The 25,985-nt window shown below is 62.0% G+C and carries 22 protein-coding genes; 18 read left to right on the forward strand and 4 right to left on the reverse strand.

Annotated elements, in window-relative coordinates; genetic code table 11:
- Window positions 1-43 precede the first annotated feature (43 nt).
- The 3 genes from CNQ84_RS09750 to CNQ84_RS09760 all read left to right on the forward strand — a co-directional run bounded on the left by CNQ84_RS09750 (window position 44) and on the right by CNQ84_RS09760 (window position 5,867).
- A complete protein-coding gene (locus tag CNQ84_RS09750) occupies window positions 44-838 on the forward strand; it encodes an alpha/beta fold hydrolase (protein WP_096004684.1) in 795 nt (264 codons plus the stop codon).
- Window positions 839-891: 53 nt separating this feature from the next.
- The gene (locus CNQ84_RS09755) at window positions 892-2,976 is read left to right on the forward strand and encodes a PQQ-dependent dehydrogenase, methanol/ethanol family (protein WP_174704251.1); all 2,085 of its coding nucleotides are present in this window, start codon (window positions 892-894) and stop codon (window positions 2,974-2,976) included.
- Window positions 2,977-3,161: 185 nt separating this feature from the next.
- Window positions 3,162-5,867: a LuxR C-terminal-related transcriptional regulator gene (locus CNQ84_RS09760; RefSeq protein ID WP_096004685.1), complete on the forward strand. Its 2,706-nt coding sequence runs from the start codon at window positions 3,162-3,164 to the stop codon at window positions 5,865-5,867.
- A gap of 181 nt (window positions 5,868-6,048) precedes the next feature.
- On the opposite strand, the gene CNQ84_RS09765 is transcribed toward CNQ84_RS09760, so the two are convergent.
- Complete coding sequence (locus CNQ84_RS09765; protein WP_425439958.1) at window positions 6,049-7,422, reverse strand: DUF1329 domain-containing protein; 1,374 nt, start codon at window positions 7,420-7,422, stop codon at window positions 6,049-6,051.
- A gap of 18 nt (window positions 7,423-7,440) precedes the next feature.
- On the reverse strand, window positions 7,441-9,246 hold the full coding sequence (locus CNQ84_RS09770; protein WP_096004686.1) for a DUF1302 domain-containing protein: 1,806 nt from the start codon (window positions 9,244-9,246) through the stop codon (window positions 7,441-7,443).
- A gap of 256 nt (window positions 9,247-9,502) precedes the next feature.
- Between CNQ84_RS09770 and CNQ84_RS09775 the strand changes: the two genes are divergently transcribed.
- Both CNQ84_RS09775 and CNQ84_RS09780 read left to right on the forward strand, forming a co-directional pair.
- Window positions 9,503-10,975: a helicase HerA-like domain-containing protein gene (locus tag CNQ84_RS09775; protein WP_096004687.1), complete on the forward strand. Its 1,473-nt coding sequence runs from the start codon at window positions 9,503-9,505 to the stop codon at window positions 10,973-10,975.
- 60 nt (window positions 10,976-11,035) lie between these two features.
- Window positions 11,036-12,610 carry a DNA recombination protein RmuC gene (locus CNQ84_RS09780; protein ID WP_096004688.1) on the forward strand — a complete coding sequence of 525 codons (1,575 nt, stop codon included), beginning with the start codon at window positions 11,036-11,038 and terminating at the stop codon, window positions 12,608-12,610.
- A 34-nt stretch (window positions 12,611-12,644) separates the two neighbouring features.
- Here the strand turns inward: CNQ84_RS09780 and rnk are convergent, their stop codons facing one another.
- Window positions 12,645-13,052 carry a nucleoside diphosphate kinase regulator gene (gene rnk, locus CNQ84_RS09785; protein WP_096004812.1) on the reverse strand — a complete coding sequence of 136 codons (408 nt, stop codon included), beginning with the start codon at window positions 13,050-13,052 and terminating at the stop codon, window positions 12,645-12,647.
- 287 nt (window positions 13,053-13,339) lie between these two features.
- On the opposite strand from rnk, the gene CNQ84_RS09790 reads away from it, so the two are divergent.
- The 9 genes from CNQ84_RS09790 (at window position 13,340) to CNQ84_RS09830 (ending at window position 20,489) form a co-directional block, all read left to right on the forward strand.
- The gene (locus CNQ84_RS09790) at window positions 13,340-14,197 is read left to right on the forward strand and encodes an urease accessory protein UreD (protein ID WP_096004689.1); all 858 of its coding nucleotides are present in this window, start codon (window positions 13,340-13,342) and stop codon (window positions 14,195-14,197) included.
- Between the two features lie 15 nt (window positions 14,198-14,212).
- The gene (gene ureA / locus CNQ84_RS09795; RefSeq protein ID WP_096004690.1) at window positions 14,213-14,515 is read left to right on the forward strand and encodes an urease subunit gamma; all 303 of its coding nucleotides are present in this window, start codon (window positions 14,213-14,215) and stop codon (window positions 14,513-14,515) included.
- 10 nt (window positions 14,516-14,525) lie between these two features.
- Window positions 14,526-14,831, forward strand: coding sequence for an urease subunit beta (locus tag CNQ84_RS09800; protein WP_096004691.1), 306 nt, complete (start codon window positions 14,526-14,528; stop codon window positions 14,829-14,831).
- 22 nt (window positions 14,832-14,853) lie between these two features.
- Complete coding sequence (gene ureC / locus CNQ84_RS09805; RefSeq protein WP_096004692.1) at window positions 14,854-16,554, forward strand: urease subunit alpha; 1,701 nt, start codon at window positions 14,854-14,856, stop codon at window positions 16,552-16,554.
- A 10-nt stretch (window positions 16,555-16,564) separates the two neighbouring features.
- Window positions 16,565-17,053, forward strand: a complete 489-nt coding sequence (gene ureE, locus CNQ84_RS09810; protein ID WP_096004813.1) for an urease accessory protein UreE — start codon at window positions 16,565-16,567, stop codon at window positions 17,051-17,053.
- Window positions 17,046-17,735 (forward strand): urease accessory protein UreF, encoded by a 690-nt coding sequence (locus CNQ84_RS09815; RefSeq protein ID WP_245841307.1) that lies wholly within the window; start codon window positions 17,046-17,048, stop codon window positions 17,733-17,735. The genes ureE and CNQ84_RS09815 overlap by 8 nt, the downstream gene beginning before the upstream one ends.
- A 13-nt stretch (window positions 17,736-17,748) precedes the next feature.
- Window positions 17,749-18,387, forward strand: a complete 639-nt coding sequence (gene ureG / locus CNQ84_RS09820; protein ID WP_083725868.1) for an urease accessory protein UreG — start codon at window positions 17,749-17,751, stop codon at window positions 18,385-18,387.
- A gap of 164 nt (window positions 18,388-18,551) precedes the next feature.
- Complete coding sequence (locus tag CNQ84_RS09825; RefSeq protein ID WP_096004694.1) at window positions 18,552-19,025, forward strand: CreA family protein; 474 nt, start codon at window positions 18,552-18,554, stop codon at window positions 19,023-19,025.
- 111 nt (window positions 19,026-19,136) lie between these two features.
- A complete protein-coding gene (locus CNQ84_RS09830; RefSeq protein ID WP_096004695.1) occupies window positions 19,137-20,489 on the forward strand; it encodes a TAXI family TRAP transporter solute-binding subunit in 1,353 nt (450 codons plus the stop codon).
- Here CNQ84_RS09830 and CNQ84_RS09835 read toward each other — a convergent pair.
- Entirely contained in the window at window positions 20,429-21,331 is a 903-nt protein-coding gene (locus CNQ84_RS09835) for an alpha/beta hydrolase (RefSeq protein WP_096004696.1), read from the reverse strand. The genes CNQ84_RS09830 and CNQ84_RS09835 overlap by 61 nt on opposite strands.
- Before the next feature lie 119 nt (window positions 21,332-21,450).
- On the opposite strand from CNQ84_RS09835, the gene CNQ84_RS09840 reads away from it, so the two are divergent.
- The 4 genes from CNQ84_RS09840 (at window position 21,451) to CNQ84_RS09855 (ending at window position 25,877) form a co-directional block, all read left to right on the forward strand.
- The gene (locus CNQ84_RS09840) at window positions 21,451-22,368 is read left to right on the forward strand and encodes an AAA family ATPase (RefSeq protein WP_096004697.1); all 918 of its coding nucleotides are present in this window, start codon (window positions 21,451-21,453) and stop codon (window positions 22,366-22,368) included.
- The gene (locus tag CNQ84_RS09845) at window positions 22,365-23,339 is read left to right on the forward strand and encodes a DUF58 domain-containing protein (protein WP_245841308.1); all 975 of its coding nucleotides are present in this window, start codon (window positions 22,365-22,367) and stop codon (window positions 23,337-23,339) included. Before CNQ84_RS09840 ends, CNQ84_RS09845 begins: the two co-directional genes overlap by 4 nt.
- Window positions 23,336-25,348 carry a transglutaminase TgpA family protein gene (locus CNQ84_RS09850; RefSeq protein ID WP_096004699.1) on the forward strand — a complete coding sequence of 671 codons (2,013 nt, stop codon included), beginning with the start codon at window positions 23,336-23,338 and terminating at the stop codon, window positions 25,346-25,348. The genes CNQ84_RS09845 and CNQ84_RS09850 overlap by 4 nt, the downstream gene beginning before the upstream one ends.
- 70 nt (window positions 25,349-25,418) lie before the next feature.
- The gene (locus CNQ84_RS09855) at window positions 25,419-25,877 is read left to right on the forward strand and encodes a DUF3429 domain-containing protein (RefSeq protein WP_096004700.1); all 459 of its coding nucleotides are present in this window, start codon (window positions 25,419-25,421) and stop codon (window positions 25,875-25,877) included.
- Window positions 25,878-25,985: the final 108 nt, after the last annotated feature.

A 25,985-nucleotide genomic window follows, 5' to 3' on the forward strand; every position in this document is an offset into this window, starting at 1 on the left:
CTTCTAGCATCAGGGTCTGATCAGCCGACCGGAGCATGCGCCCATGGCGTACCTGATGGTGAACGACGTCCGCCTGCATTTCGAGCGTTACCCGCAGCCCGGCAAGCCGGTTCTGGTGCTGAGCCATTCGCTGTTTTTCGATTGGCGGATGTTTGAGCCGCTGATCGAGCAGTTGCACCAGGACTTCGAGATAGTGGTCTACGACCATCGGGGGCAGGGGCTGAGCAGCTGCGCCGGCAACCTGGATATGGATACCCTCACCGACGACGCGCTGGCGCTGATCGACGCGCTGGAGCTCGCGCCCTGCTACTTTGCCGGCAACTCCATGGGCGGCTTTGTCGCCCTGCGGCTGGCGGCACGTTATCCGCAGCGTCTGGCCGGTTGCATCGTGATGGGCAGCAGTGGCGACCTGGAGCGGCAGCTGGCCGAATTCGAGCCATTGGTCGAGCAGCTGGCCCGCGAGGGTGCTGCCGATCAGATCGATACCCTGATGTTCATCATGTTTGGTGACGACACCCTGCGCAGCCCGTCGCAAGCGGCGCTATGCGCTCGCTGGCGGGCGCGCATGCGCGAGCTGGGGCCGCGTATTGGGGAGGCGGCGCGCGGTGTTATCCATCGTCGCTCTGTATTGCCAGAGCTGATCGGCCTGCGCGTGCCGTTGCTGGTGCTTGCCGGCGAACAGGACCATGCCTACAGCGTCGCGCAGTCGCGGCAGATCATCGAGCACAGCGGCCACGGCGACTGCCAGGTGGTTGCTGGCGCAGGGCACTCGGTTGCCCTGGAACAACCCGGCCAGGTGGCCGAAGCCATTCGCCGTTTTGCCGGCAAGACGACCTGATCGCTGCATGCCATCAGGTCTGCACAATAAAAACAATGACAGACGAGTAGCCCATGACACACCTGACCACCCGCGCCCTGCGCAATAGCCTGATCCTTCCCCTGTTTGCCCTTGCTGGCGCCATGCAGGCCGCGCCAGTGGATACTGCAGCCATGCTGGCCAGCGAAACCGACGGCAGCCAATGGCTCAGCTACGACCGCACCTGGGCCCAGCAGCGCTTCAGCCCGCTGACGCAGATCAGCACCGAGAATGTCCAGCAACTGGGCCTGGCCTGGTCAATCGACCTGGACAACAGCCGGGGGCTGGAGGCCACGCCCCTGTATCACGAAGGTGTGCTCTATACCTCGCTGTCCTGGAGCCGGGTGATGGCGGTGGACGCCGACAGCGGCGAGATTCTCTGGAGCTTTGACCCGGGCGTAGACAAGGCGAAGGGGCGTTCAGCCTGTTGCGATGCGGTTAACCGCGGTGTTGCGCTTTGGCAAGGCAAGGTCTATGTCGGCACCCTGGATGGCCGCCTGATCGCGCTGGATGCCAAGACCGGTAAGCCGCTGTGGACCCAGCAAACCACCGATGACAGCCAGCCTTACACCATTACCGGAGCGCCTCGGGTGCTCAAGGATCTGGTGCTGATTGGCAATGGCGGCGCCGAGTTCGGCGTGCGCGGATATTTTTCTGCCTACGACGCGGCGACAGGGGCGTTGCGCTGGCGCTTTTACACCGTACCGGCGAACCCGGCCGATGGTCCGCAGGACAGCCCGGCGCTGGAGGCAGCGCTCAAGACCTGGAGTGACCAGACGCGCTGGGATCTGGGCGGGGGCGGCACCGCGTGGGACAGCATGGCCTATGACGCCGAGCTGAATCTGTTGTACGTCGGCACCGGCAATGGCTCGCCATGGAATCGCGAAGTGCGCAGCCCGGGTGGCGGCGACAACCTGTATCTGTCGTCCATTCTCGCCCTGCGACCGGAAACCGGCGAGCTGGTCTGGCACTACCAGACGACCCCTGGAGACAGCTGGGACTACACCGCCACGCAGCAGTTGACCCTGGCGGAGCTGGAGATCGACGGCAAGCCGCGTCAGGTCATCATGCAGGCCCCCAAGAACGGCTTTTTTTACGTGCTGGACCGGGCGACCGGCGAGCTGCTGTCGGCTGAAAAATTCGGCAAGGTAACCTGGGCAGAGCGTATCGACATGGCGACCGGGCGCCCGGTTGAAGCGCCCAATGCGCGCTATGAGAATGAGCCGGCGCTTATTTGGCCAAGCCCGTTCGGTGCGCACAACTGGCACTCAATGTCCTATAGCCCGCTGACCGGGCTGGTCTACCTGCCGTATCAGGAAATCCCCGCGACCTACGCCAACGAGGGCGGCAACTTTGTTGTGCGCAATGCCTTCAACACCGGCGCTGGCTTGGAGAACCGCTCGCTGCCAAGAGAATATGCCACTGGCGCGCTGATCGCCTGGGACCCAGAAAAGCAGACGCCGGCCTGGCGTGTAGAGCGACCCAATCACTGGAACGGCGGCACTCTGGTGACGGCTGGTAACCTGGTGTTTCAAGGTACCTCGGCTGGGCAGCTGGAGGCTTATACCGCAGACAAAGGTGACCTGCTCTGGCAGTTCCCGACCCAGACCGGGGTCATCGCCGCGCCTATGACCTATCAGCACAATGGTCAGCAGTACATTGCCCTGATGGCGGGGTGGGGCGGTGCGGCGGCGCTGTTCGGCGGTGATGCTGCGGTCGCGACGGGTACACGCAATATCAGTCGGATGCTGGTGTTCAAATTGGATGGCAAGGCGCAGCTGTCATCGCCGCCGCAGCAGCAAGCAATCGACCGGGTGCCACAGCCGGTGGTTGCTGCCGCCAGCGATATTGAGCAGGGCGCGTTGAACTACGGTATTTACTGCACCGTCTGCCATGGCGTGGGTGCGGTCGGCGGGGGAACCATCCCCGACCTGCGCTATTCCAGTGATGCGGTGCGTGACGCCTGGGAAGCCATCGTGCTGCAAGGCGCCTTCCGTGGAAAAGGGATGGCCTCCTTTGCTGACAGTCTCTCGTCAGAGCAGGCTCAGCAAATCAAGTTGTACATCATGCAACGCGAATACGAGAGCTGGGCCGAGGTGCAGCAAAAGAATGCCCAATAAGCCACCGGTGGTCAGACCGTGACCGTTTGCGCCAATTGAGTATTTACTCTAAATGATGGCGTTCGTATGATGGGGTGACCGTGCCGGCAGGTCACCCCCGGATCGCCCAGTGTTCCTGCCGCGCTAGTGAAAATAACAATAAAAAGGCTGCCGCAGGCAGCCCGTGCTCGGCATGGACGGACTTCATGAACAGGAATCGCGTAGCCTGGATTGCGCCGCAATCCACCCCCGGGCAGAACGGGGGAAACGAACTGCCTTTGCTGTTGGCCACCAAGATATCTCCGCCACGCCGTGGTCGAGGCATTCTGCCCCGTCCCCGCCTTGAACTCTACGCAGATCAGCTGCTGGAGCGTCGCCTCGCGGTGCTGGAGGCGCCGCCGGGTTTCGGCAAAACTACCCTCGCAACCATCTGGGCAGAACGTCTGAGCGCGCTGGGTCAGACTGTCGCCTGGCTATCGCTGGACGCCGAGGATGACAGCGCCCAGCGGCTGCTGTACTACATCTGCGCTGCCATCAACAAAGTGCTGCCAGAGGCCGGTCGGCGCTGCCTCGACTTGGGCGCCGAGCTCGGTTTTTTCAGTGCCGAGGCGCTGAGCAGCCTGTTGATCGATGATCTCGCCAGGCAGCCGACGCCATTGACCCTGTTTCTGGATGACTATCACTGCATAGACGACGAGGTGCTGGTCGAGGCGTTGCGCGTGTTTGTGCAGCGCGCGCCGGAGCATGTGCATCTTGTGCTGGTCGGCCGCAAGGACGTGCCGGAGCCGATTGTTGAACACCTGTATGCCGATGATCGTCTGGAGATCGACAGCACCATGCTGCGCTTTGAGCTGGAGGAAACCCGCGACCTGTTTCGCAAGGGCGGCGTTCAGCCGGAGTTTGGTGGTGATGTCTGCAGCATTCAGCAGGCATCGGACGGCTGGATTGCTGCTCTGCGGGCCTACCTTCTGACCCCTGCGCAGGGTGCGGGGCGCCATCTGCCACGCAGCATCAGCAACCTGTTTGATGACATTCTGGCGCAGCTGCCTGAGGCCATGGCGCGCTGCCTGTGTGCGGTCGGCGTGCTCGACAAGTTCAGCGCCGGCCTGCTGCAGGAGCTGCTCGGCGAAGCACAGGCCGATGAACTGCTGCTGCTCATGCGACGACGCCAGCTGTTCCTCAGCGTGCTGGATGAACACGACACCTGGTTCAGCTTGCATCCGCTGTTCCGTGAGCACCTGCGCGCTGCCTGCCTGCGGCAGGATGAGGTGGCCGCACGCAAGCTGATGCTGCAGGCCGCCCGCTGGTTTGCCCAACGCCAACTCTGGTTTGATGCTATCAGGTTGGGCATGGACAGTGGTGATGTCGCGCAACTGCGCGAATGGATTCAAGATTGCGCCACCACGCTGATCGAACAGGGCGATTTCAGCACCCTGGTCGTGCTGGAAAAGCGCTGGCAGATGCAGGCGAGCGACAGCCCGCTGCCGCTCAAGGTCACCCGCGCCTGGGCCATGGGGCTGGCGCTGGAGCATGGGCCTGCGATGCGGCTGACCTGTGAGCTGGAGGCGGAGATTGAGCAGCATACACCCAGCGAGGAGTCCAGCGCCATCTACTGGGAAGTGCAGGCGATCAAGGCCATGCTTTGGGCGCTGGATGATCGCTATGCGCTGGCGGCCCCGCTGGCCCGCGAATGCGTCGAGTCAGGCTACTGCACCCAGTGGGCGGCCAACGTGTTGCTGAATGTCATCTGTGGCGCGCACATGCGTGCCTGCGAGTGGGATCAGCTCTACGCCTTGCCTCCAACCCAGCGCCGCAGTCAGGGCAATCGGGGGTACTTCCTGCATGAGTGCTATCGGCAGTCTTTGTATGGCCTGGCCGAGATGTATCAGGGTCGTATCGTGCAGGGAATCGCAGCGCTGGACGAGCTGCAGCAGCAGGCGGCTAACCAGAGCGCCGCTGACATGCGTCGACCCAACCCGGTCTTGACGGCCTTACCCAAAGGCCTCGGTGCATATGGACATTACCTGCGCGGAGACTATGCCGAGGCAGAGAACCTGCTGCAGGAGTGTCTGCCCTACATCAAGATGGGCAGCTTTATCGAATGCGCGGCCTTTGCCTATACCGCGCAGGTTCGTCTGCTGGCGCAGCAGGGGCGCTTTGCCCAGGCCCGACGACTATTGGATGACCTGGAGTCGCTCGCGCTGGCACGGGATTGGCCGCGCCTGCAGGCGCGCGCGCTGCTTGAGCGGGTACGCTTGCATCTGCTGGAGCGCAAGCCACGCGAGGCGCAGGTGTGCAGCAATCTGCTGCAGCAACTGGCCAGCCTGGAGTGGCCGGATCAGTGGGTCGACCGGGAGTACTTTGCGCTGCTGGCACGCCTTTGGCTGGCGCTGGATGAGGACTGCTGCGAGCCGGGCCTGCTGGAGCAGGCATCAGCGCTGCTGGAGCGTTTTAAAGCGTCCGGGCTCTGGCTGTACTACCTGGAGTTGGGCGTTGTTGGCGGCTTGCTGATCAGCCGCGATCAAGGCGCCAAGGCTGCGCTGCCGTTACTGTCGGCGGAGCTGGACCTGCTAGAGCAGAGCGGCGCCATCAGTCTGCTGACGGATCTGCCGACGCAGGATACCTGTGCGCTTCTGGCGCGCCTGTGCCCGTCCGCGTTGCAGCAGCGGGCCGCCAACCTGCTGGGCATTGATGCGACTGCTCAGAGCGAGCACTGCAGCCAGGCGTTGCTGGCGCTGACAGTCAAGGAGCGGCAGGTCGTTCAACTGGTAGCCGAGGGCAAGTCGAACAAGCAGATTGCCCGGGATCTGAACGTGACCCCGGAGACCATCAAGTCGCATATGAAGAGCATCTTCGCCAAACTCAAGGTGGATAATCGCGCGCAGGCGGCGGTGATGTTGCAGCAGGCGTAGCGGCCCGCGGCGGCTGCCGCGAGCCGCAAGCCGCAAGCCGCAAGCTTCAAGCGAAAAGCAAAGCAGGGCGGGGGAATGAGTGAGATCGGCTTGCCGCTTAAAGCTTGCAGCTTGCCGCTAAAAGAAAGGCTCCCCCATGCCGCCCGGAGCAGCGGAAACGGCAGGGGGAGAGCAAAGGGGGTTAGCGGATACCCGCGGCGCGCAGCGCGTTGGGAGTAAAGTCCGCAGAGGACGCTTCAAAGCTGAAGTCGTAGTTCTTGCGTTCTTCGTTGGTCATGCCCAGGGCCATGTAGCGGCCGTTCTGCAGGTCGTACAGGGTTTCCAGTGCATAGCCCGGGATCTTCAGGTCAAAGCGTTGCAGGGCAATAGCCTCGGCCACCCGCCACAGGCCGCCGCGGCCATCGTAGTGGTCGATTTCGCCGGCTTGCCAGTTGTCTTCGTCGATAAAGAAGTGGCGCTTGGCATAAACATGCCGTTGACCTTCCCTAAGTGTTGCTTCCACTTCCCACACGCGATGCACTTCGTAGCGCACCAGGTCCTGATTGATGTGGCCCTGCTGGATGATGTCGTCGTACTTCAGCTCGCGTGAGGCGATGGCGAAGTTGTTGTAGGGAATCAGCAGCTCGCGTTTGCCGACCAGTTTCCAGTCGTAGCGGTCAGGTGAGCCGTTGTACAGATCGTAGTTGTCCGACACGCGGGTACCGTCGGCGCTGAACGCCGGGCCGTCATAGGCAACCTGTGGGGCGCGGCGTACGCGGCGCTGGCCTGCGTTGTACATCCACGCGGCGCGCGGCTCCTTCAACTGGTTGATGTTTTCGTGCACCAGCAACACGTCACCGGCCAGACGCGATGGCGACAGGATGCGCTGGGTGAAGTAGAACATCAGGTTGTCGGAGATCTTCGGGCCGTAGTCAGTCAGCGCGGTGGCGAAGCTGAAGGCATCCTGCAGGATCACCATGGTATTGGAACCGTTGGCCTGCGGTGTGGCCTGGGCAATCACCCGCTCGAAGCTGCCACCGCGGTAGCGAGTGATATGGTTCCAGATGACCTCGACGCCACTCTGCGGGATCGGGAAGGGGTAGGCGGTATCAAAGTTCTCCAGGCCGTTGCCCCCTTCGACCAACCGGGTGTTGACCGCGTTGCGCGCTACCGCATCGAATACTTCCTGCGGTACGGTGGCGCTGCGATTGGTCTGGAAGACGCGCAGCTTATAGGTGTCCGGGTAGCGCTGCAGCATGGCCTTCTGCCCCGCTGTCAGCAGCTCGGCGTACTGGTCCATATTAGCGGCTGTCACGGTATACAGCGGCTGTTCGCCCGCGAAGGGGTCGGCAGAAAAGCCATCACTGTCAACGGCGGCAGCGTCGGTGGCCATGCCGCCGGTCCATTCCGGAATGGTCCCGCTGGCGTTGCCGGCGCGCTCGGCGCCCATCGGCGTCAAGGTGGTTTGCAGTGTGGCGGCCTCCTCGGGGGAGACGGCGGCACTGACAGACAGCGCCAGGGTGCTGAGCAGGGCACCGCCAAGCAGGTGCAGGGATTGTTTATGCATCATTTTCATCGCTTGCTCCGTTTCTTATTAGAAGTTCACGCCGACGCTGACGGCGACGAAATCGCGGTCGGTGTTGGGGTTGTAGTCGCCGCCGAAAAAGTTGGTGTAGTTGATGCTGGCGTTGTACTTGTTGTTGTACACGCCGGTCAGACCAACGCTGGCGGCCATGGAGCCTTCAACAAAGTTCGGGCCAGTGCCGTCGACATCATGAGAGAACGCGAAATTGGGTTTGAGCGCGACGCCAGCGAAACCTTCGTACTCCATATTGACCACGGCGCGGTAGCCCCAGGAGCTGCTGGTGTAGAAGCCGTCGTAGGTACACTCGGACGGGTCGGCTGCGTTCAAACCTTCACAGACGCCGGGAACTGCCAGCGGGCCGGAACCGTAGAGCGAGTCGCGACCGTAGCGCAGTTCGTTGATGCCTTTTTTGACCCCGCTAATATGGTTGTAGCCGACTTCTCCAATGACAGTCATGCTGCGCGCACCCAGGATGTTGTCGAAGATTCGGATCGCAGTGACCTGAGCCTGAGTGACCGGCAGGCGCTTATAGCCCTGGATGACGGTGCCGGCAGGGATAGGGACACCCAGCGTCGCGCCAGGTACATGGCCGCTGGTGGTGAGCGGGGTGGCGCTATTGCCCAAGGCGGCACCGGTCAGGTCGTTTGAGCTGATCTGTACGGGCTGGTTGGGGCGGTAGCTCACCTCGCCAGATAGCGCAGTGCCCCCCAGGTTGGTCTGGAAGCTCATGCCGTAAATGCGGATGTCTTCCGGATAGGCGAGGAAATAGTTGCCCAGCATCGGCACATCGACCTGGCCAGTTTGCGAGTTCAGCTCAGCGTCACCCAGCTGCGGGAACTGTCCGCCTCCTGAGATCGTGTTGTACGTCGGCAGACGACTGTGGATGTTCATGAAATACAGGCCAAACTCGGTCTGGTGCAGCTGCTCGGCGTAGTAACGGAAGGAGACGCCAAACTGACCTTCGTCTTTGGCATCAACGTCACCGGCTCGTGGTACGTAGACAAAGGTCGGGTCACCGTTGGCACCGTTTTGACTGCCGCCAACGCCCACCTGATAGCAACCGTCAGCCAGGGTGTCGCTGGGTGAGAAAAAGGTACCGCAGTTGTCGATGACGGTCTGATCCCACTCCAGCTGATAAAACGCCTCCATACCCAGGTTGTCGGTCAGGCTTTGGGACAGATAGATCATGTTTACCGGGATCAGGCCTTCCTTGATCTCGGCACCGGGACGGCGGAAGGCGGCAACGTCGATGGGGTTGATGCTGTTGATGCCATTCTGAATAAAGGTACTTTCACCCCAGCTGACCACCTGCTTACCGATGCGCACCGAGCCCGGCATGTCGCCAATCGCGTAGTTGTGGTAGAGGAAGGCATCAAGTAGCTGAATGCCGGATGCCTTGGCGGCGGTCTTGCGGTTGTCGTCGCTGATGTCGTAAAGGTCCTGATGGCCGTCCTTCAGCTCGAAGTCATACCAGTACTTGCCGCGCAGAAATACGCCGGTGTCACCGTATTGCAGTGACAGATCGTGAATACCCTTGAAGATCGTCGAGAACGCGTCGCCCTTGTCGAAGTTGAGTCGGTTGTCGTCGGTATTGGCAGCGTTGGCGTTGCCACCGCTGTTGGCCCAGATGAAGTCCTTGTCGGGGCTGGCAGTGGCCCAGCTTGAGCCTATTGAAATACTGGAATCGAACTGCCCCTCAATATCGCCGATATCAAATCGCACGGCGTGGGCGGGTAGGGCGGTGGCCATCGCAACGGCGACGACCATGGGTTTGAGACTGGCGTGCGCTATGGTTTTTGTTCTTATGCTTTTCATGTCTGTCCTCGCGTCGAGCGCTTGTTGTTATTGAGGAACCTTGCGGGCTGACAGGCGGTTTTTGCCGTCTATCAGGCATCGCTGTCATCGACTCTATGCGGATGTTTTGGTGGTTTATCCCCCCCTAATGGGGGAGCGCCGGGGCGTATGTCGAGTGACTGTGCAGTCAGCGGATTGCCCGGGCGCGCTTGCGCTACCAGCGGCCTGGTACATAATGCGTGCGGAGCAGGTATCCGGGTCTAAAGGAGAGTGGCTGATGACGATTCCCCCGTTGTTTATTGGTGCCAATGCCAGTACTGGCGTTGCTATTGCGCCGCGCATGGCCAATCGCCATGGTTTGATTTCCGGCGCTACGGGTACTGGCAAGACCATTACGCTGCAGGTACTGGCGCAGGCCTTTTCGGCCCAGGGGGTGCCGGTGCTGGTGCCGGACATCAAGGGGGATTTTTCCGGCATCGCCAAACCGGGCGTGGTGTCGGAAAAGCTGCAGCAGCGTGCTCAACGCGTCGGCATTGAGACGCTGAAGCCCAAGGCTGCGCCGGCGGTGTTCTGGGATGTGTATGGCGAGAAGGGGCATCCGCTGCGTCTGACCATCTCCGAGCTGGGGCCGCAACTGCTGTCGCGGTTGTTGGGGCTGAATGAAACCCAGAGTGGCATCATCGATATTCTGTTCCGGGTTGCCGACGATCTCGGCTGGCTGCTGCTCGATATGAAAGACCTGCGCGCGATGCTTAATCACGTATACGAGCAGCGTGCTGAACTGGGGCCGCGTTACGGCAATATTTCACCGGCCAGCGTCGGCGCCATCCAGCGGTCACTGCTGCGGCTGGAGCAGCAGGGTGGCGAGCAGCTATTCGGTGAGCCCGCCGTCTCGCTGGATGACTTTCTGCAGGTGGATGCGCATGGGCAAGGCGTGGTCAATATCCTGCATGCCGAGCGCCTGTACCGCGAAAGCCCGCTGGGGTACGCCTGTATTCTGCTCTGGTTGCTGTCTGAGCTGTTTGAGCAGTTGCCGGAGGTCGGTGATGCCGACAAACCGCGTTTCGTCCTGTTCTTTGATGAAGCGCACCTGCTGTTCAACGACACGCCCAAAGCGTTGCTCGACCGGATCGAACAGGTCGTGCGGCTGATTCGCTCCAAAGGCGTGGGTGTCTACTTTGTCACGCAAAGCCCGCTGGACTTGCCCGACACCGTGCTGGCCCAGCTCGGCAACCGCGTGCAGCACGCGCTGCGTGCGTTTACTCCACGTGACCAGAAGGCCGTGCGTGCGGCGGCTCAGACCTTCCGCGCCAACCCGGCACTGGATACCGAAGCGGTGATTACCGCGCTGGGCGTGGGTGAGGCGCTGGTGTCGGTGCTGGACGAGAAGGGTTCGCCGTCCATCGTGCAACAGATCTGGGTGCGGCCGCCGGACAGCCAGATGGGGCCGATCACTGATGCGGAGCGTGCCGCGATGATCGACGCCTCTGCACTCAAGGGGGCGTACGACGAGCCTGTCGACCGTGAATCTGCCTATGAACTACTGCAACAGCAGGCCGAGCGCTCGCTGTCCGAGGACAAGCCGCAGACACGCACCCAAGGCAGCGCAAGAGCACGCAAGGAGAAGAGCATGACCGATGAGGTAACTGACATGATCACCTCCTTCGGACGCAGCGCCATGCGCTCCATCGGCACTCAGCTTGGCCGGCAGATAGTACGCGGATTGCTGGGTTCACTGCGCAGTCGCTGAGGGCGGTTACATTCAGCGCTGAGCACAGGGATAATGGCCGCAGCTTAAAAGGAGAACTGAATGCCCGCGCTTGACTTGACCCTGCTGTTACCCGTGCTTTCACTCGCGCTGTTGGCTGGCTGGGGCGTGACCGCCTGGTTGATGGTCCGCCGCAGCAGCCTTTTGCAGGAGCAACTGAGCGAGACCCAGGCGCGTTTGGCCGAGACGCAGACGCTAGCGCAGCAGGCGCAGCTCGAGCTGCATCAGCAGGGCAGCGAGCGAGTGGCGCAGTTGACTCGCATTGAACATCTGCAGGAGTCACTGGCCGAGCTGCGTGAGCAGCAACAAACCTTGCAATCCCGGCTCAGCGAGCAGCAGGCCCAACAGCAGCATTGGCAACTACAGGCCGAGCGCGCGCAAACGCTCGGCACAGAGCAGGGGCGTCAGCTCGACGAATTGCGCAGCGAACGCCAGCGGCTGCAGGGTCGTCTGGATGCAGTGCAGCATGAGCATGAAGCACTCAAGGTGCGTTACTCCACGTTGGAAAGCTCGGTGGAGCAGCGCCAGCAGCACTTTGCCGAGCAACAGCAGCTGCTCAAGGACAGTCGCGACCAGCTGAAGATGGAGTTCGAGCAGCTGGCGGGCAAGATCTTTGAAGCCAAGGGGCAGGCCTTTTCGCAGACCAGTCAACAGTCGCTGGATGCGCTGCTGAAACCCTTCCGTGAGCAGATCGACCAGTTCCGCGCCAAGGTTGAGGATATCCACCACAAGGATACCCAGCAGCAGGCGACCTTGGCGGCGGAGCTGAATCACCTGAAAGAACTGAACCGCCAGATTACGCAAGAGGCGCATGACCTGAGCACTGCGCTGCGCGGCCAGAAGAAGACCCAGGGCAACTGGGGCGAACTGATTCTGGAGAACGTGCTGGAGCGCTCGGGCCTGCGTGCAGGCACTGATTTCCAGCGCGAGGTCAGCTTCAACAATGCCGAGGGCAAGCGTCAGCGCCCGGACGTGCTGGTCTATCTGCCGCAGGACAAGCACCTGATCATCGACGCCAAGGTGTCGCTCAACGCCTACACCCGCTATATCAACAGCGAAGATGAAGCGGAGCGACGCATTGCTCTGAGCGAGCATGTGCAGTCGGTCAGTGATCGTATTCGTGAATTGTCGGACCGTAACTACTTCGAGCTGCCGGGGCTGAACGCGCCGGAGATGGTGTTTATGTTCATCCCCATCGAATCGGCCTTTGTTGAGGCGTTGAAGGCTGACGAAAGCTTGTTCCAAAAGGCCATCGAGCAGAATGTGCTGGTGGCAACGCCGACCACCCTGCTGACCAGCTTGAATATCGTGCGCCAGCTGTGGCGCTTTGAAGACCAGAACCGCCATACCGCCGAGCTGGCTGAGCGCGCCGGCAAGATCCACGACAAGCTGCGCACCTTTCTGGCTAGCATGGATGGTATTGAAAGCAGTCTGGACAAGGCCTCGCAGGCCTATCGCAAGGCGCGGGACCAACTGGTGGACGGACGCGGTAACCTGGTCAAGCAGGTCAACGAGTTCAAGGAGCTGGGGGTGTCGGTGAAGGCGGAACTGAGCGAGGAGTGGACCGAGCGAGCCGCGCTGGAGCTGTCCCACGAGCGCGGCGAAGAGTTGCCCTGATTCGGTGCGTTGCCCCGCTCAGGGGGGGCGTTACTCAGAGGTGAAAATCACCGTTGGCTTCCGGCTGATAGACCACGTCGATGATCTTCAGTCGCAGGGGGCGACCGGCCGGACCCTGCCAGTTGATGCTCTGACCAACCTTCAAGCCAATTAGCGCCATGCCGACCGGTGCCAGCACGGAAATGGTGCCGGGGCGGCCTGCCTGATCCGGATAGACCAGGGTCAGCACCAACTCCCGGTCATTGGCCTCATCCACAAACCGCACCGTTGAGTTCATCGTGACCACATCGCTGGCAATTTGCTTGTGGCTGATGACCCGTGCGCGCAGCATCTCGTCCTCCAGCGCTTCGAGCATTTCCAGAGGGGCTGGTATCTCAGCCATTACCTTTTCCAGACGTTGAACATCCAGACGTGTCATGACGATTGCAGGGGATTTGTTCATGGCGAACGGCATTACTCCTTGAGCAGAGTTGGGTAAAAAATAAAATAGGAAAACGTCGGCAGAACACCGACCTCCAGACCCTACCAGATTGGCGCTTACTTACAAGATCGTGAGTGTGTCTAATTGTGCGCCAAGGTGGTGCAGTGAAAAGCTGTCCGAATGGTCGGTGCTTCAAAGTGGTGCGCCTTGGCGTGCGCTGTCCTCGTGCGTCTCCCGGAACTCGGGAGCGCTTAAGTGGCATGGCACTTGCTCTATAATCCGCGTTTATTGGCTGGAAATGAGTACGCATGACACACGCCTGGCACCTTGAGCAGCACGACAGCGCATTAAACTGGCAGGCAGGGCTGCGGCTCGGTTTTGTCCGCGCTGGCACGCGCACCCAGCTGGCGCATACCAGCCACCGCGGCCCGTTGCGCGTGCAGCGTCCGTTCACCCCGGAAGGGGTCGATTGCCCGCACCTTTACATCCTGCATCCACCCGGAGGCATGGTCAGTGGCGATAATCTGCGCTTGCAGGCCGACATGCAGGAGAAGGCGTGTGCTGTCCTGACTACGCCATCCTCCGGCAAGTTCTACCGTGCCCGTGATAACGGCACCCTGCAGGTACAGCACAACCGCTTTACCTTGGCTGCGGGCAGCAGTCTGGAGTATCTGCCGCAGGACACCATCGCCTTCGAGGGCTGCAACGCGCGCATGATCACCCGCATCGATCTGGCCGTGGATGCTCGCTGCGTGGCCTGGGATTTGCTCTGCCTTGGGCGCCCGGCAGCAGGTGAGGGCTTCAGCTATGGTCAGGTAGACCAGCGGCTGGATGTCTGGCGCGATGGCCGGCCGATCTACATCGAACGCAACCAGTTCATCGGTGGCGACCCTCTGCTGGCGGCTCGCTGGGGCCTTGGCGGTTGTGGCGTCAGCGGCACCTGGCTGGCGACCGTACAACTGGATCGTCAGCAGATGGACGACCTGCGCGAGAGTCTGACCGATTGCCCCGAGCTGGCGCTGACCCAGCGTAACGGGCTGCTGATCGGCCGTTATCTTGGCCTGCATGCCGAGCATGCCCGTAATACGTTTATTCGCCTGTGGCAGCAGTTGCGTCCGTTGATCAACGGACGTGAACCCTGTGCACCACGCATCTGGAACACTTGAGACGGAGCCCTCTTCATGGAGCTGACACCCCGCGAGAAAGACAAGTTGCTGCTGTTCACCGCTGCGCTGCTGGCCGAGCGCCGGCTGGCCCGCGGCGTGAAGCTGAATTACCCCGAGTCGATGGCCTATATCAGCGCCGCCATCATGGAAGGTGCCCGTGATGGTCGCAGCGTTGCCGACATGATGAATTACGGGCGCACACTGCTGACCCGCGAGCAGGTCATGCCCGGCGTGCCGGAGCTGCTGGCCGAGGTGCAGATCGAAGCCACCTTCCCGGACGGCACCAAGCTGGTGACCGTTCACAACCCGATTCCGTGAGGAGCGCAGCATGATTCCAGGAGAAGTGCAGACCCGCCCCGGCGTGCTGCAACTGAACGAAGGACGCGAAACAGTGGTGATCAGCGTTGCCAACACCGGCGACCGTCCGGTACAGGTCGGCTCCCACTACCACTTTGCCGAGACCAATCCGGCGCTGCAGTTCGACCGTGACGCGGCCCGTGGCTTTCGCCTCAATATCGCCGCCGGCACCGCGGTGCGCTTTGAGCCGGGGCAGAGCCGCGAGGTAGAACTGGTGGCGCTGGCGGGTGAGCGCAAGGTCTATGGCTTCCGTGGCGACGTCATGGGCAGTCTCTGAGCAGATCTGGGAGAAGCGAACAATGGAAATCAGCAGACAGGCCTATGCCGAAATGTATGGCCCAACCACCGGCGACCGCGTCCGGCTGGGCGATACCGAACTGTGGATCAGCGTCGAGAAGGACCTGACCCGCTACGGCGAGGAAGTGAAATTCGGTGGCGGCAAGGTCATCCGTGATGGCATGGGGCAGAGTCAGCGTACCCGCGCCGAGACGCCGGATACGGTCATCACCAACGCCCTGATCGTCGACTGGTGGGGCATCATCAAGGCCGACGTGGCGCTCAAGGATGGCAACATCCAGGCCATCGGCAAAGCCGGTAATCCGGATATCCAGCCCGGCATCGACATCATCGTCGGGCCAAGCACCGAGGTGATTGCCGGTGAGGGCATGATTCTCACCGCTGGCGGCATCGACGCGCACATTCACTTCATCTGCCCACAGCAGATTGATGAGGCGCTGATGTCGGGCGTCACCACCATGATCGGTGGCGGCACCGGCCCGGCCACCGGCACCAACGCGACCACCTGTACGCCGGGCGCCTGGCATATCGGCAAGATGCTGCAGTCGGCCGAATGTTTCCCGATGAATCTGGGTTTTCTCGGCAAGGGCAACGCCAGCCTGCCGGACCCGCTGGAAGAGCAGATTCAGGCCGGTGCCATGGGCATGAAACTGCACGAAGACTGGGGCACCACCCCCGCGGCCATCGACTGCTGCCTGAGCGTGGCCGATGCCTTCGACGTGCAGGTGGCGATCCACACAGACACCCTGAACGAATCAGGCTTTGTGGAAGACACCCTGGCGGCCATCAACGGCCGGGTGATTCACACCTACCACACCGAAGGGGCCGGTGGCGGTCACGCGCCGGACATCATCAAGGCCTGCGGCGAATCCAACGTGCTGCCGTCCTCGACCAACCCGACGCGGCCTTACACCATCAACACCGTCGACGAACACCTCGACATGCTGATGGTCTGTCACCACCTTGATCCGGCTATCGCCGAAGACGTTGCCTTTGCCGACTCGCGCATTCGCCGTGAGACCATCGCCGCCGAAGACATCCTGCATGACCTGGGCGCTTTCTGCATGATCTCCTCCGACTCGCAGGCCATGGGCCGCGTCGGTGAGGTGATTACCCGCACTTGGCAAACCGCGCACAAGATGAAAGTCCAACGCGGCCCGCTGGAAGGTGATGACGACTGGTCCGATAACGCGCGGGTCAAGCGCTACATCGCCAAGTACACCATCAACCCGGCTATCACCATGGGCGTCGGTCACGTGGTCGGCTCGATTGAAGTCGGCAAGCTGGCGGATCTGGTGCTGTGGAAGCCTGCCTTCTTCGGCACCAAGCCGAGCCTGATTCTCAAGGGCGGGGCCATTGCAGCGGCGCCCATGGGTGATCCGAATGCCTCCATCCCGACGCCGCAACCGGTCCACTACCGGCCAATGTTTGGCGCCTTCGGCCGGGGCATGGATACCACCTGCCTGACCTTTGTCTCGCAGGCTGCGATTGATGGCGGCGTGGCGGAAAAGCTGGGCCTGAAGCGTCGTCTTGAGGCCGTGCGCAACACCCGCAATATCAGCAAGGCCGACATGAAGCTGAACGATTATCAGCCGGACATCAGCGTGGATCCGCAGACCTACGTGGTCAAGGCCGACGGCGTTGAGCTGCTCTGCGAGCCGGCTGACGAGCTGCCATTGGCGCAGCGTTACTACCTGTTTTAAGGAGAGCACGATGCTGGAATGTCATGCCTGGCTGGAGGACGAGTCTGGCCCCCATGACCACGTACTGGAGCTGACCTACGAGTTGCGCACCCGCAGCCGTCTGCGTGCCAAGACGGTTGCCGGCGACGAAGTCGGTCTGTTTCTGCCCCGTGGCCGCGTGCTGGCGCAGGGTGATCGGTTGCAGTGCCTCGATGGCAGCGTGCTGATGATTGCTGCTGCGCCGGAAAAACTCTCGCGCGTCGTCTGTGACGACACCCTGAAACTGGCGCGCGCTGCCTATCACATGGGCAACCGCCACGTGGCGCTGGAGGTGCATGCGACCGAGCTGCGCTACCAGTGCGATCACGTGCTGGACGCCATGCTGGTGGGCTTCGGGCTGGAGGTCGAGCAGATCACCGCACCGTTCAACCCGGAGAAGGGCGCCTATCACAACCACGGTCACAGCGTAGCGACGCCGGCCGCGCCGCTGCTGCGCCTCGCAGGGCATGCCCATGACTGAGCTGAACCCGGTCGCTGATCTGGCCCTGCTACGCGTCCTGCAGCTGGCCAGCCCGGCGCTGCCGATTGGTGCCTACGCCTACTCGCAAGGGCTGGAGTACGCCATCGAGCAGAATTGGGTGAGCGACATCGACAGTGCCGCCCACTGGCTGGGCGGTTTGCTTGGTCACTCGCTGGCGAAGCTGGATATTCCGTTGCTGCTGCGCCAGTACGATGCGCTGGAGCGCGATGACGAAGGCGCGCTGTTTTCCTGGAACGACTGGCTGCTGGCCAACCGGGAAACGGCGGAGTTGTACCTTGAAGACAGCCAGCAGGGCGGTGCGTTGCTGCGCCTGCTCAAATCGCTGGCGGTGCCGGCGGCGATGGAATGGCCGCAGGGCGAGCCGATTGCGCTGATGACCGCACTGGCAATGGCCGGCCAGCATTGGCAGACCGGCGCGCGCGCGTTGGCGCTGGGTGCGCTCTGGAGCTGGCTGGAAAACCAGACCGGCGCCGCTACCAAGCTGATTCCGCTCGGGCAGACCGACGCCCAGCGGTTGCTGGATCGCATGCTGCCCGATTTGCCTGCGGTGGTGGATACCGCCGCCACACTGTCCGCCGATGATCTCGGCGCAGGATTACCGGGCCTGGCCTTTGCCAGCGCCCGCCATGAACATCAATACACCCGATTGTTTCGATCATAAGGAGCACTGACACATGACTTCCAGACCTGCACTGCGGGTAGGCATCGGCGGACCGGTCGGGTCCGGCAAGACCGCGCTGGTTCGCACCCTTTGCGAGCGCCTGTATCCGCACTACAACCTGGGCGTGATTACCAACGACATCTATACCCGCGAAGACGCCGACTTTTTGCTGCGCCATCAGGCGCTGCCGGAAGATCGCATTCTGGGGGTAGAAACCGGCGGCTGCCCGCACACCGCGATTCGCGAAGATGCGTCCATGAACCTAGCCGCGGTGGCCGAACTGCAGGAACGCTTTCCGGACATGGAACTGGTGCTGGTGGAGAGCGGCGGTGACAACCTGGCTGCAACCTTCAGCCCCGAGCTGTCGGACCTGACCCTCTACGTGATCGACGTGTCTGCCGGCGACAAGATTCCGCGCAAGGGCGGCCCGGGCATCACCCGTTCCGACCTGCTGATCATCAACAAGACCGACCTGGCCCCGCTGGTTGGTGCCGATCTGGATGTGATGGACCGTGACGCCAAGAAGATGCGCGGCGAGCGTCCGTTCGTATTCTCCAACCTCAAAAGCGGTCAGGGCGTGGAGCAGATCATCGAGTTCATCGCCGCCCAGGGCATGCTAAAGGCCCCGCCGAGCGAAGCTGTCGGTCAGTAGGGTTTTTAAAGCGCTGATCAGCTCCAGGCGTCAATGGCTTGTGGGGATCAGCGCTTTTTTGTGCGCGTACTTATCCACGTTTTCCGGAAACTCGTTTCTCTCGGCCTGCAAGCGCCGCGTACACTATCGGCTGAATGCAGTGTGGATGGCGAAACGGAGTAGACATGAAAAAAGTACTGGTACTGACTGCTATGGTCGGCCTGCTGGCAGGTTGCTCGGATAACAACGAGGTCGGGGATGTATCGCTCGGGGTATTCACCCTCAAGGATATCAAGCTGCACTCGCTGATAGACCCCGAGGTGCCTGGCGTGACCTGCCATATTGCCTCTATCGAAGCAAACCTCAGCTTTTCAGACCCCAGCGACAGTGCTATTTCCTGCCGCCAGACCGGCGAAATAACGCCGCAGATGATCGCGCAGATCGACCAAAGCGACTCGGGCGAGATTGTCTTCAGGCAGTCCAAGAGTATTTTCTTCAAGACCATGAAGGTGCGGCGTATCTACGATCCGCAACACCAGACGCTGATGTATCTGTCCTACTCCACCAAGGAAACCACCGGCAGCTTCAAGCACAGCCTGTCTACTGTGCCGTTGTGGGGCACGGCTGCCTATCAGGCTCCCGGGGCTGTTTTCGAGTAGCCTGCGGCGGGGGGCAGGCGCAAGCCCGTCCAGTGCTGTAGAGCGCTGATCGGCGCCTTGCGCGCGGGAAGCGATTAGACTGTCAGGACGATTCGTTTCTGGAGTGGCAGGATGCAGAACCTGAAACAGCTAGGACTCTTTGTTCGTACCAACCTGTGGATCATCCCGCTGGCGCTGCTGCTGGTGTGGCTGCTGTTTCGCTTTCTTGATCCAGCGCCGCCCAAGGTGCTGGTGATGACAACCGGCAGTGAAGGCGGCAGTTATCACCGGTTTGGCCTGGCCATGCAGCGCGAGCTGGCAAAGCAGAACCTGGAATTGCAGCTGCGCCCCAGTCGAGGCTCGCTGGATAACCTGCAACGCCTTACCGACGGCTCCGGCGAGGTGCAGCTTGGGTTGATCCAGAGTGGTACGGAGCTGCTGCTGGAGCCGGCACAGCGTAGCCAACTGATTGGCCTGTCGGCGCTGTACCATGAGCCGCTTTGGCTGTTTCAGCGTCAGGGCGTCAACATTACCCGCCTGTCGGACCTGCAAGGCAAACGTGTGGCGGTGGGCAGTGAAGGCAGCGGCACCTGGGCGGTACTCACGGGGTTGTTTGAGCAACGTCAGGACAGCACACGACTGGAGCTGCTGGATAACGGCATGTGGCGCAAAATGGGCAGCGCTGCGGCGACCGATGCTCTGCTGGCCGGTGAGCTTGACGCAGCCTTTCTGGTGTTGCCGGCCGACAATCGCCTGGTTACCCGCCTGGCAGCTCATCCGGATATGTCTCTGGTTAACCTGTCTCAGGCTGATGCCTACGCCGCGCGGCTGCACTTTCTGGAAGCGCTGGAGGTGCCCAGGGGGCTGCTGAATATTGCTGCCAGCATGCCGTCGAATGACACCAAAGTGCTGTCTCCGGTGGCCATGCTGGTGTGCAATCAGCACTTTCATCCCGCACTGACGGCGGTGGTGCTGGAGGCCGCGCGCAAGGTGCTGCGCGAGGGTAACCTGCTCGACAAGCCGGGGCGCTTTCCGGCCGGTGAGCCCATGGGCCTCGAGCTGAGCAAGGAGGCGGACTACTACCACCGTCAGGGCATGCCGTTTTTGCAGCGCTATCTGCCATTTCAGGTGGCGTCGGCGATTGACCGTTATGTGGTGCTGATCATCCCCTTTATCGCCATTATGTTTCCGCTACTCAAAACCATGGGGCCGCTGTATCGCTGGCGCGTGCGGGCGCGGGTGTATCGCTGGTACGAACACCTGCGGCGCATCGACAAGCTGATCTACAGCGGCAAGATCAAACAGCAATACGCCGAGCAGATTCAGGGGCTGAAAGCGCTGGAGTCCGAGTTGAATCACGTTGATGTTCCGCTCTCCTACGCCCACGAGCTGTACAGCCTGCACTTGCACGTACGCTACATGATCTACCGGCTGGAGACGCTGCAGGCTGAGGAGGAGGGCGGCGAGAAGTCCTCGCTGGCGTGATCGGTAACAAAGCAGGTTATCTGGTCAATGACCGGCGCCCATTGCTGAAACGGGGCGGCCAGGGTGAGCAGGATCTTGATATGCCCGAGATCCGCCAGTACCTCACTCTGAACGGCAACGGCCTGTGATCGCAGCGCCTCGGTTAACTGCTCGGTATTGCGCTGTGGATCAACCAGGTCGTCGTCGGCGCCGGCCAGCAGCAGCGCGGGCGGGCTGCTCGCGCTGGCATGCACCAGCGGCTGCGAGTCGACCGGCGTTTGCGGGTGATAGAACACCGGCTGCACGTCGGGGTTGATGATCGGCAGAAAATCATAGGGGCCGGCCAGGCCGATCCAGCCGGTGATCGCTTCGGGAGAGAGGCCCTCCTTAGCCAGCCAGCGGTCGTCCAGCGCGAGCATGGCGGCGTTGTAGGCTCCGGCGCTGTGGCCCATGACAAACAGTGGTCCTTGCGCGCTCTGCCATTCGCCCCGGTGTGCCTGCGTCCACGCCAGCGCCTTGGCACTGTCGCGCAGAAACTCCGGATAGCGTACCTCGGGATAGAGTCGGTAGTCGGGGATCACGGCGATCATGCCGCGACTGGCCAGCGCCTGACCGACAAAGCGGTAGTCAGCGCGCTCGCCGTTGCGCCAACTGCCGCCGTAGTAAAACACCACCACGGGGGCATTCGGTTTCAGCTCTGCTGGCAGGTAAACGTCCAGTCGCTGGCGCGGCAGCTCACCATAGCTGAGACCTTCGAGCGCATCATAGCCGCTGCTCGGCACCAGCCGGTTGACTGGTGCCAGGGCTGAGCAACCGCTCAGGAACGTCGTGATCAGCAATGACAGCATGCGTAGTAGCGGCATGGAACCCCCTCAGAGTCGGGTGATGAACAACGTGCAGGCTGTTACAAGCTATTGCATTTGTCTTTCGCCCAGCAGCGCTTGCACCTACCATGGCATGGTAGCCCGGAGAAGAGGTGAGCATGAAGGATGCGTTAAGCGCGGCGCAGGACGCGATAGACAAGGTACTGCTGGGCAAGTCCCAATCAATCAAGCTGGCACTGGCGTGCATTCTGGCCAAGGGGCATCTGCTGATCGAGGATCTGCCGGGCATGGGCAAGACCACGCTGTCACAAGCACTGGCCCGGGTGCTGGGCATGAGCTATCAGCGCATTCAGTTCACCAGCGACCTGTTGCCCGGGGATATCCTCGGCACCTCTGTGTTTGACCGCAACAGCGCGCAGTTTGTCTTTCATCCAGGCCCGATCTTTGCCGAGCTGATTCTCGCTGACGAGATCAACCGCGCTACCCCCAAAAGCCAAAGCGCGCTGCTGGAGGCCATGGAGGAAGGGCAGGTAACGGTGGATGGAGCAACCCGTCAACTACCCGATCCCTTCTTTGTGATTGCCACACAGAACCCGGTATCGCAGTCCGGCACCTTTGCGTTGCCTGAATCCCAGCTCGACCGCTTTCTCATGCGTCTGTCGCTTGGCTATCCGAGCGAGGCTGCTGAAAAAAATCTGCTGATGGGGGCCGAGCGCCGTACTCGTCTGGACGCGGTGGAGCCGCTATTGGGGCATGAGCAGTTGCGTGCGCTGCAGGCGCAGGTGCCGCAGGTGACCGCAAGCGAAGCGCTGATCGATTACATCCTGCGGCTGGTCAACCACACCCGTAACAGTGACAGCTGCGCCTGGGGGCTGTCTCCGCGCGCCAGTCTGGGGTTGCTGGCGGCGGCAAGGGCCTGGGCCATGCTGGAACAGCGCCATTACGTGATCCCTGAAGACGTGCAGGCGGTGCTGCCCGCCGTTGTCAGCCACCGCTTGCGCGCGACCAATGACCCGACAGGACATGGTGGCGACAGCCTGGCACGCTGGCTGCTCAACGAGGTCTCGCCGGTGTGACCGCCGCTCTGCGTGCCAAGGCAAGGCGCTGGCATCAGGGTTGGCTACGTCGCAGGATCCCGCCAGCTCGCTCGCTTCGGCTGGATCACCGGCGGATCTTTATCCTGCCCAGTCGCGCCGGTATGGCCTTTCTGCTGTTGCTGCTGATCATGCTGATCGGTGCCATCAACTACCAGAACAGCTTGGTCTACGGGCTCACTTTTACCTTGCTCAGCCTGTTCTGGGTTGCCTTGCATCACACCTATCGCAATCTTGCCGCAGTGCAGTTGCGCGCGACCGGCGGGCGAGCGGTATTTGCCGGCGAGCAGGTGCCGCTGGGGCTGACACTGCGCTCAGAGCGCCGCGAGCATCAGGCGCTGAAGATGCGCTGGCCCGGGCTGGACGCCGTGTCGGTGGATGTGCCCGCAGGTGACGAGCAGGCGCTGACCCTGTTTCATCCCACCGAACGGCGCGGCTGGCTGGCATTGAAGCGTCTGCGCATTGAAACCCGTTACCCGCTCGGCTGGTTTGTTGCCTGGAGTCTGGTTGATCTGGACTGGCAGGTACTGGTGTACCCCAAGCCGGTCAGCGCTCCGCTGCCGGTCGGCGCAGCACCCGATGGCGAGGAAGGCGACCAGCCCCACGCCCTGCAGGAAGGTGTGGCCGACTTTCAGGGGCTGCGCCCCTACCGCCCGGGTGACTCGCGCAGGCGCCTCGACTGGCGCGCCTGGTCACGCGGACAGGGACTGCACAGCAAGGTGTTTGCCGAGCCACAGCAGCAAAGTCTGTGGCTGGAATTGTCGGCGGCTGCCGGACGCGATCTGGACGAGCGTTTGGGCATCCTGACGGGCTGGGTACTGGAAATGGAGCGTGAACTGCGCCCTTATGGCTTGAGCCTGCCCGGTGTGCGCATCGAGCCGGCGCAGGGCGACACTCATCGCGAGGCCTGCCTGCGGGTATTGGCACTCTATGGCCTGGAGCCGGAGTCATGAGTGCGGCGTTGATCCCGCGTAATGCGCTGGCCTGGCTGTTGAGCGCTCAAGTGGTAGTGCTGCTTCCGCATCTGACGCGCCTGCCCTGGTGGGTAGCCGTTCTGTGGCTCGGCTGCGCCGCCTGGCGTGTGCAGATTCAACGCATGCGCTGGGGTTACCCCGGACGTATCCTGCGAACAGCCGGGCTGCTGCTGACTGGTGTGGCGGTGTTCTTTAGCCAGGGTACGCTGATCGGCCTCGACGCCACCGTGATGCTGCTGTTATTGCTATTCATGCTCAAGCTGCTGGAGATGCGTAACCCGCGAGATGCCTTGGTGGTTATCTATCTTGGCTTCTTTATCCTGGCCACTGCCTTCCTGTTTGACCAAGGCATTCCGCTGACGCTCTATCAGTGCGTTGGCGCGGTGGTACTGGTGGCGGCGCTGATCGGCCTGCAACAAAGCCCGGCGCGCAATGATCCGTGGCGGGCACTGCGCAGCGCGGCAGCCATGTTGCTGCAAGCGCTGCCGCTGATGCTGCTGATGTTTCTGTTTTTCCCCCGCCTGGCACCGCTGTGGACGATCAACCTGCCCAGCACCGAGAGTCGCACGGGGCTGTCCGACACCATGGGCCCGGCGGATATCGCCAACCTGGCACAGTCCCCCGAGCTCGCATTTCGGGCCAGCTTTGAGGGTGATATCCCGCCACCCAGCAGACTCTATTGGCGCGCCCTGACCCTCAGTCGCTTCGATGGCAGAGTGTGGTCGCAGGACCGTCTGCTGGAGCGGCGTCAGCCGTTGGCGGTGGAGCGCAGTGGCGCTACGCTGGATTACCAGGTGATAGCGCAGCCTACTGGCCGTAACTGGCTTTACAGCCTGCCCGGCAGCGTCTCCGACAGTCCGGAACTACGAGCGCTGCGCGATGATACCCTGCGTGCCAAGCGCCCGCTGAGCAGTACCTTTGGCTATACCGCTACTGCCTTTGAGCGCGTTCAGCGCCAGCGTGACGGCCTGACCGAGGACGAGCGTCAGCGCCTGTTGCAACTGCCAGAGGACAGCGATCCGCGCAGCCGCGCCTGGGCGGAGGAGTTGCGCCAGCGCCATGCCTCTGACGCAGAGCTGGTGAACGCATTGCTACGGCATTTCAACCAGCAGCCGTTCCATTACACCCTGCGTCCGCCCACCCTGGGCAGGCACAGCAATGACGAGTTTCTGTTTGATACTCGGCGCGGCTTTTGTGAACACTATGCCGGTGCCATGACCTTTGTGCTGCGCGCCGCCGGGATTCCCGCCAGGGTCGTGACCGGCTATCAGGGCGGCGAATTGAACCCGCGCGGTGGCTATCTGCTGGTTCATCAGTTTGATGCCCACGCCTGGATTGAGGCGTGGCTGCCGGGACAGGGCTGGCAGTCCTTTGATCCGACTTTTCAGGTGGCCCCGAGCCGTATCGAGCGCGGGTTGGAGGAGGCGATGCGCGAGGAGGGGAGTTTCCTGGCTGATGCGCCATTGGCCGGCTCGCGCTACCGTGATATCGGCTGGGTCAACAACCTGCGTCTGACCTGGGACGACATCAACTATCAGTGGCAGTTGCGGGTGCTCAACTTTCAGTCAGAGGAGCAACTGGCGCTGTTCAAACGCTGGTTGGGCACCGCCGACTGGCGGCGCATTGGCGTGTTGGTGCTGTCCCTGGTTGGCCTGGTCATGGTGGTGCAGGCGCTGATCTGGCTGCGGCCCCGGCGCTTGTCCGGCTCGCCGGCGCAGCTGGCCTGGCAGCAGCTGGATCAGCGCCTATGCAAGCTAGGTCTTGGCGTGCGTGCCGGTGAGGGGCCACGGGATTGGCAGCAACGCCTGCGACAGGCATTGCCGCAGCAGCGCGCGGCCATCGATGGCTTTTTTGACCGCTTTGTGGAGCAAAGTTACGCGCAGCGTCAGCCAGGCGAGGCGCAGGCGCAACTGAAGCCCGCGCTGCAGACGCTGTTACGCTCCTTGCCCAGGCGACGCCCGCCCGCACCAAGCCAGGCACTGGATTAGCGCTGTTGCCTGGCCGCGGCGGCGCCCTATAATCAGACCCACCTCGGGACCATTTTGCAGCGGAGTTTGCATGCATCCATTCAATGCGACACAGCCCCCCAAACTGGCTTTTGCACTGGGCCTGGCGGGTCTTGTGCCTTTTGTCTCCGGGGCATTGGGGCTGTGGGTGACGCCCGAGGCCTGGCGCGAGCGCGTATTGGAGGAGTTGTTGAGTTACGCGGCCATAACGCTCGCTTTTCTCGGTGCCATCCACTGGGGACTGGCGATGCGCGCGGAAGAGAACAGTGACAAGGCGCCAGTGCAACTGGGGCTTTCGGTCATCCCGCCGCTGCTGGGCTGGTTTGCTCTGGCGCTACCTAACGATCTGGGTTTGCCGGTTATTCTGCTGGCCTTTGCCGCCCTGTATTTTGCCGATCTCTGGGCCGTTGACCATGGTGTCGCGCCCGTCTGGTACCCAGCCCTGCGCAAGCCGCTGAGCCTCACGGCGGTGTGCTCGTTGCTGGTTGCCTGGTTCGCTACCTGGCAGTAGCTCTGCACCGATTGCGCGACAAAATGCGCACTGCATCGCCTTTTGCCGGTTTATCACCTGCCAAGCTCGCCCCCGATACGTAACCTCGGCTCACGCATTTGCAGCCGA

The sequence above is a fragment of the Pseudomonas abyssi genome (assembly GCF_002307495.1).
Lineage (GTDB): Bacteria > Pseudomonadota > Gammaproteobacteria > Pseudomonadales > Pseudomonadaceae > Halopseudomonas > Halopseudomonas abyssi.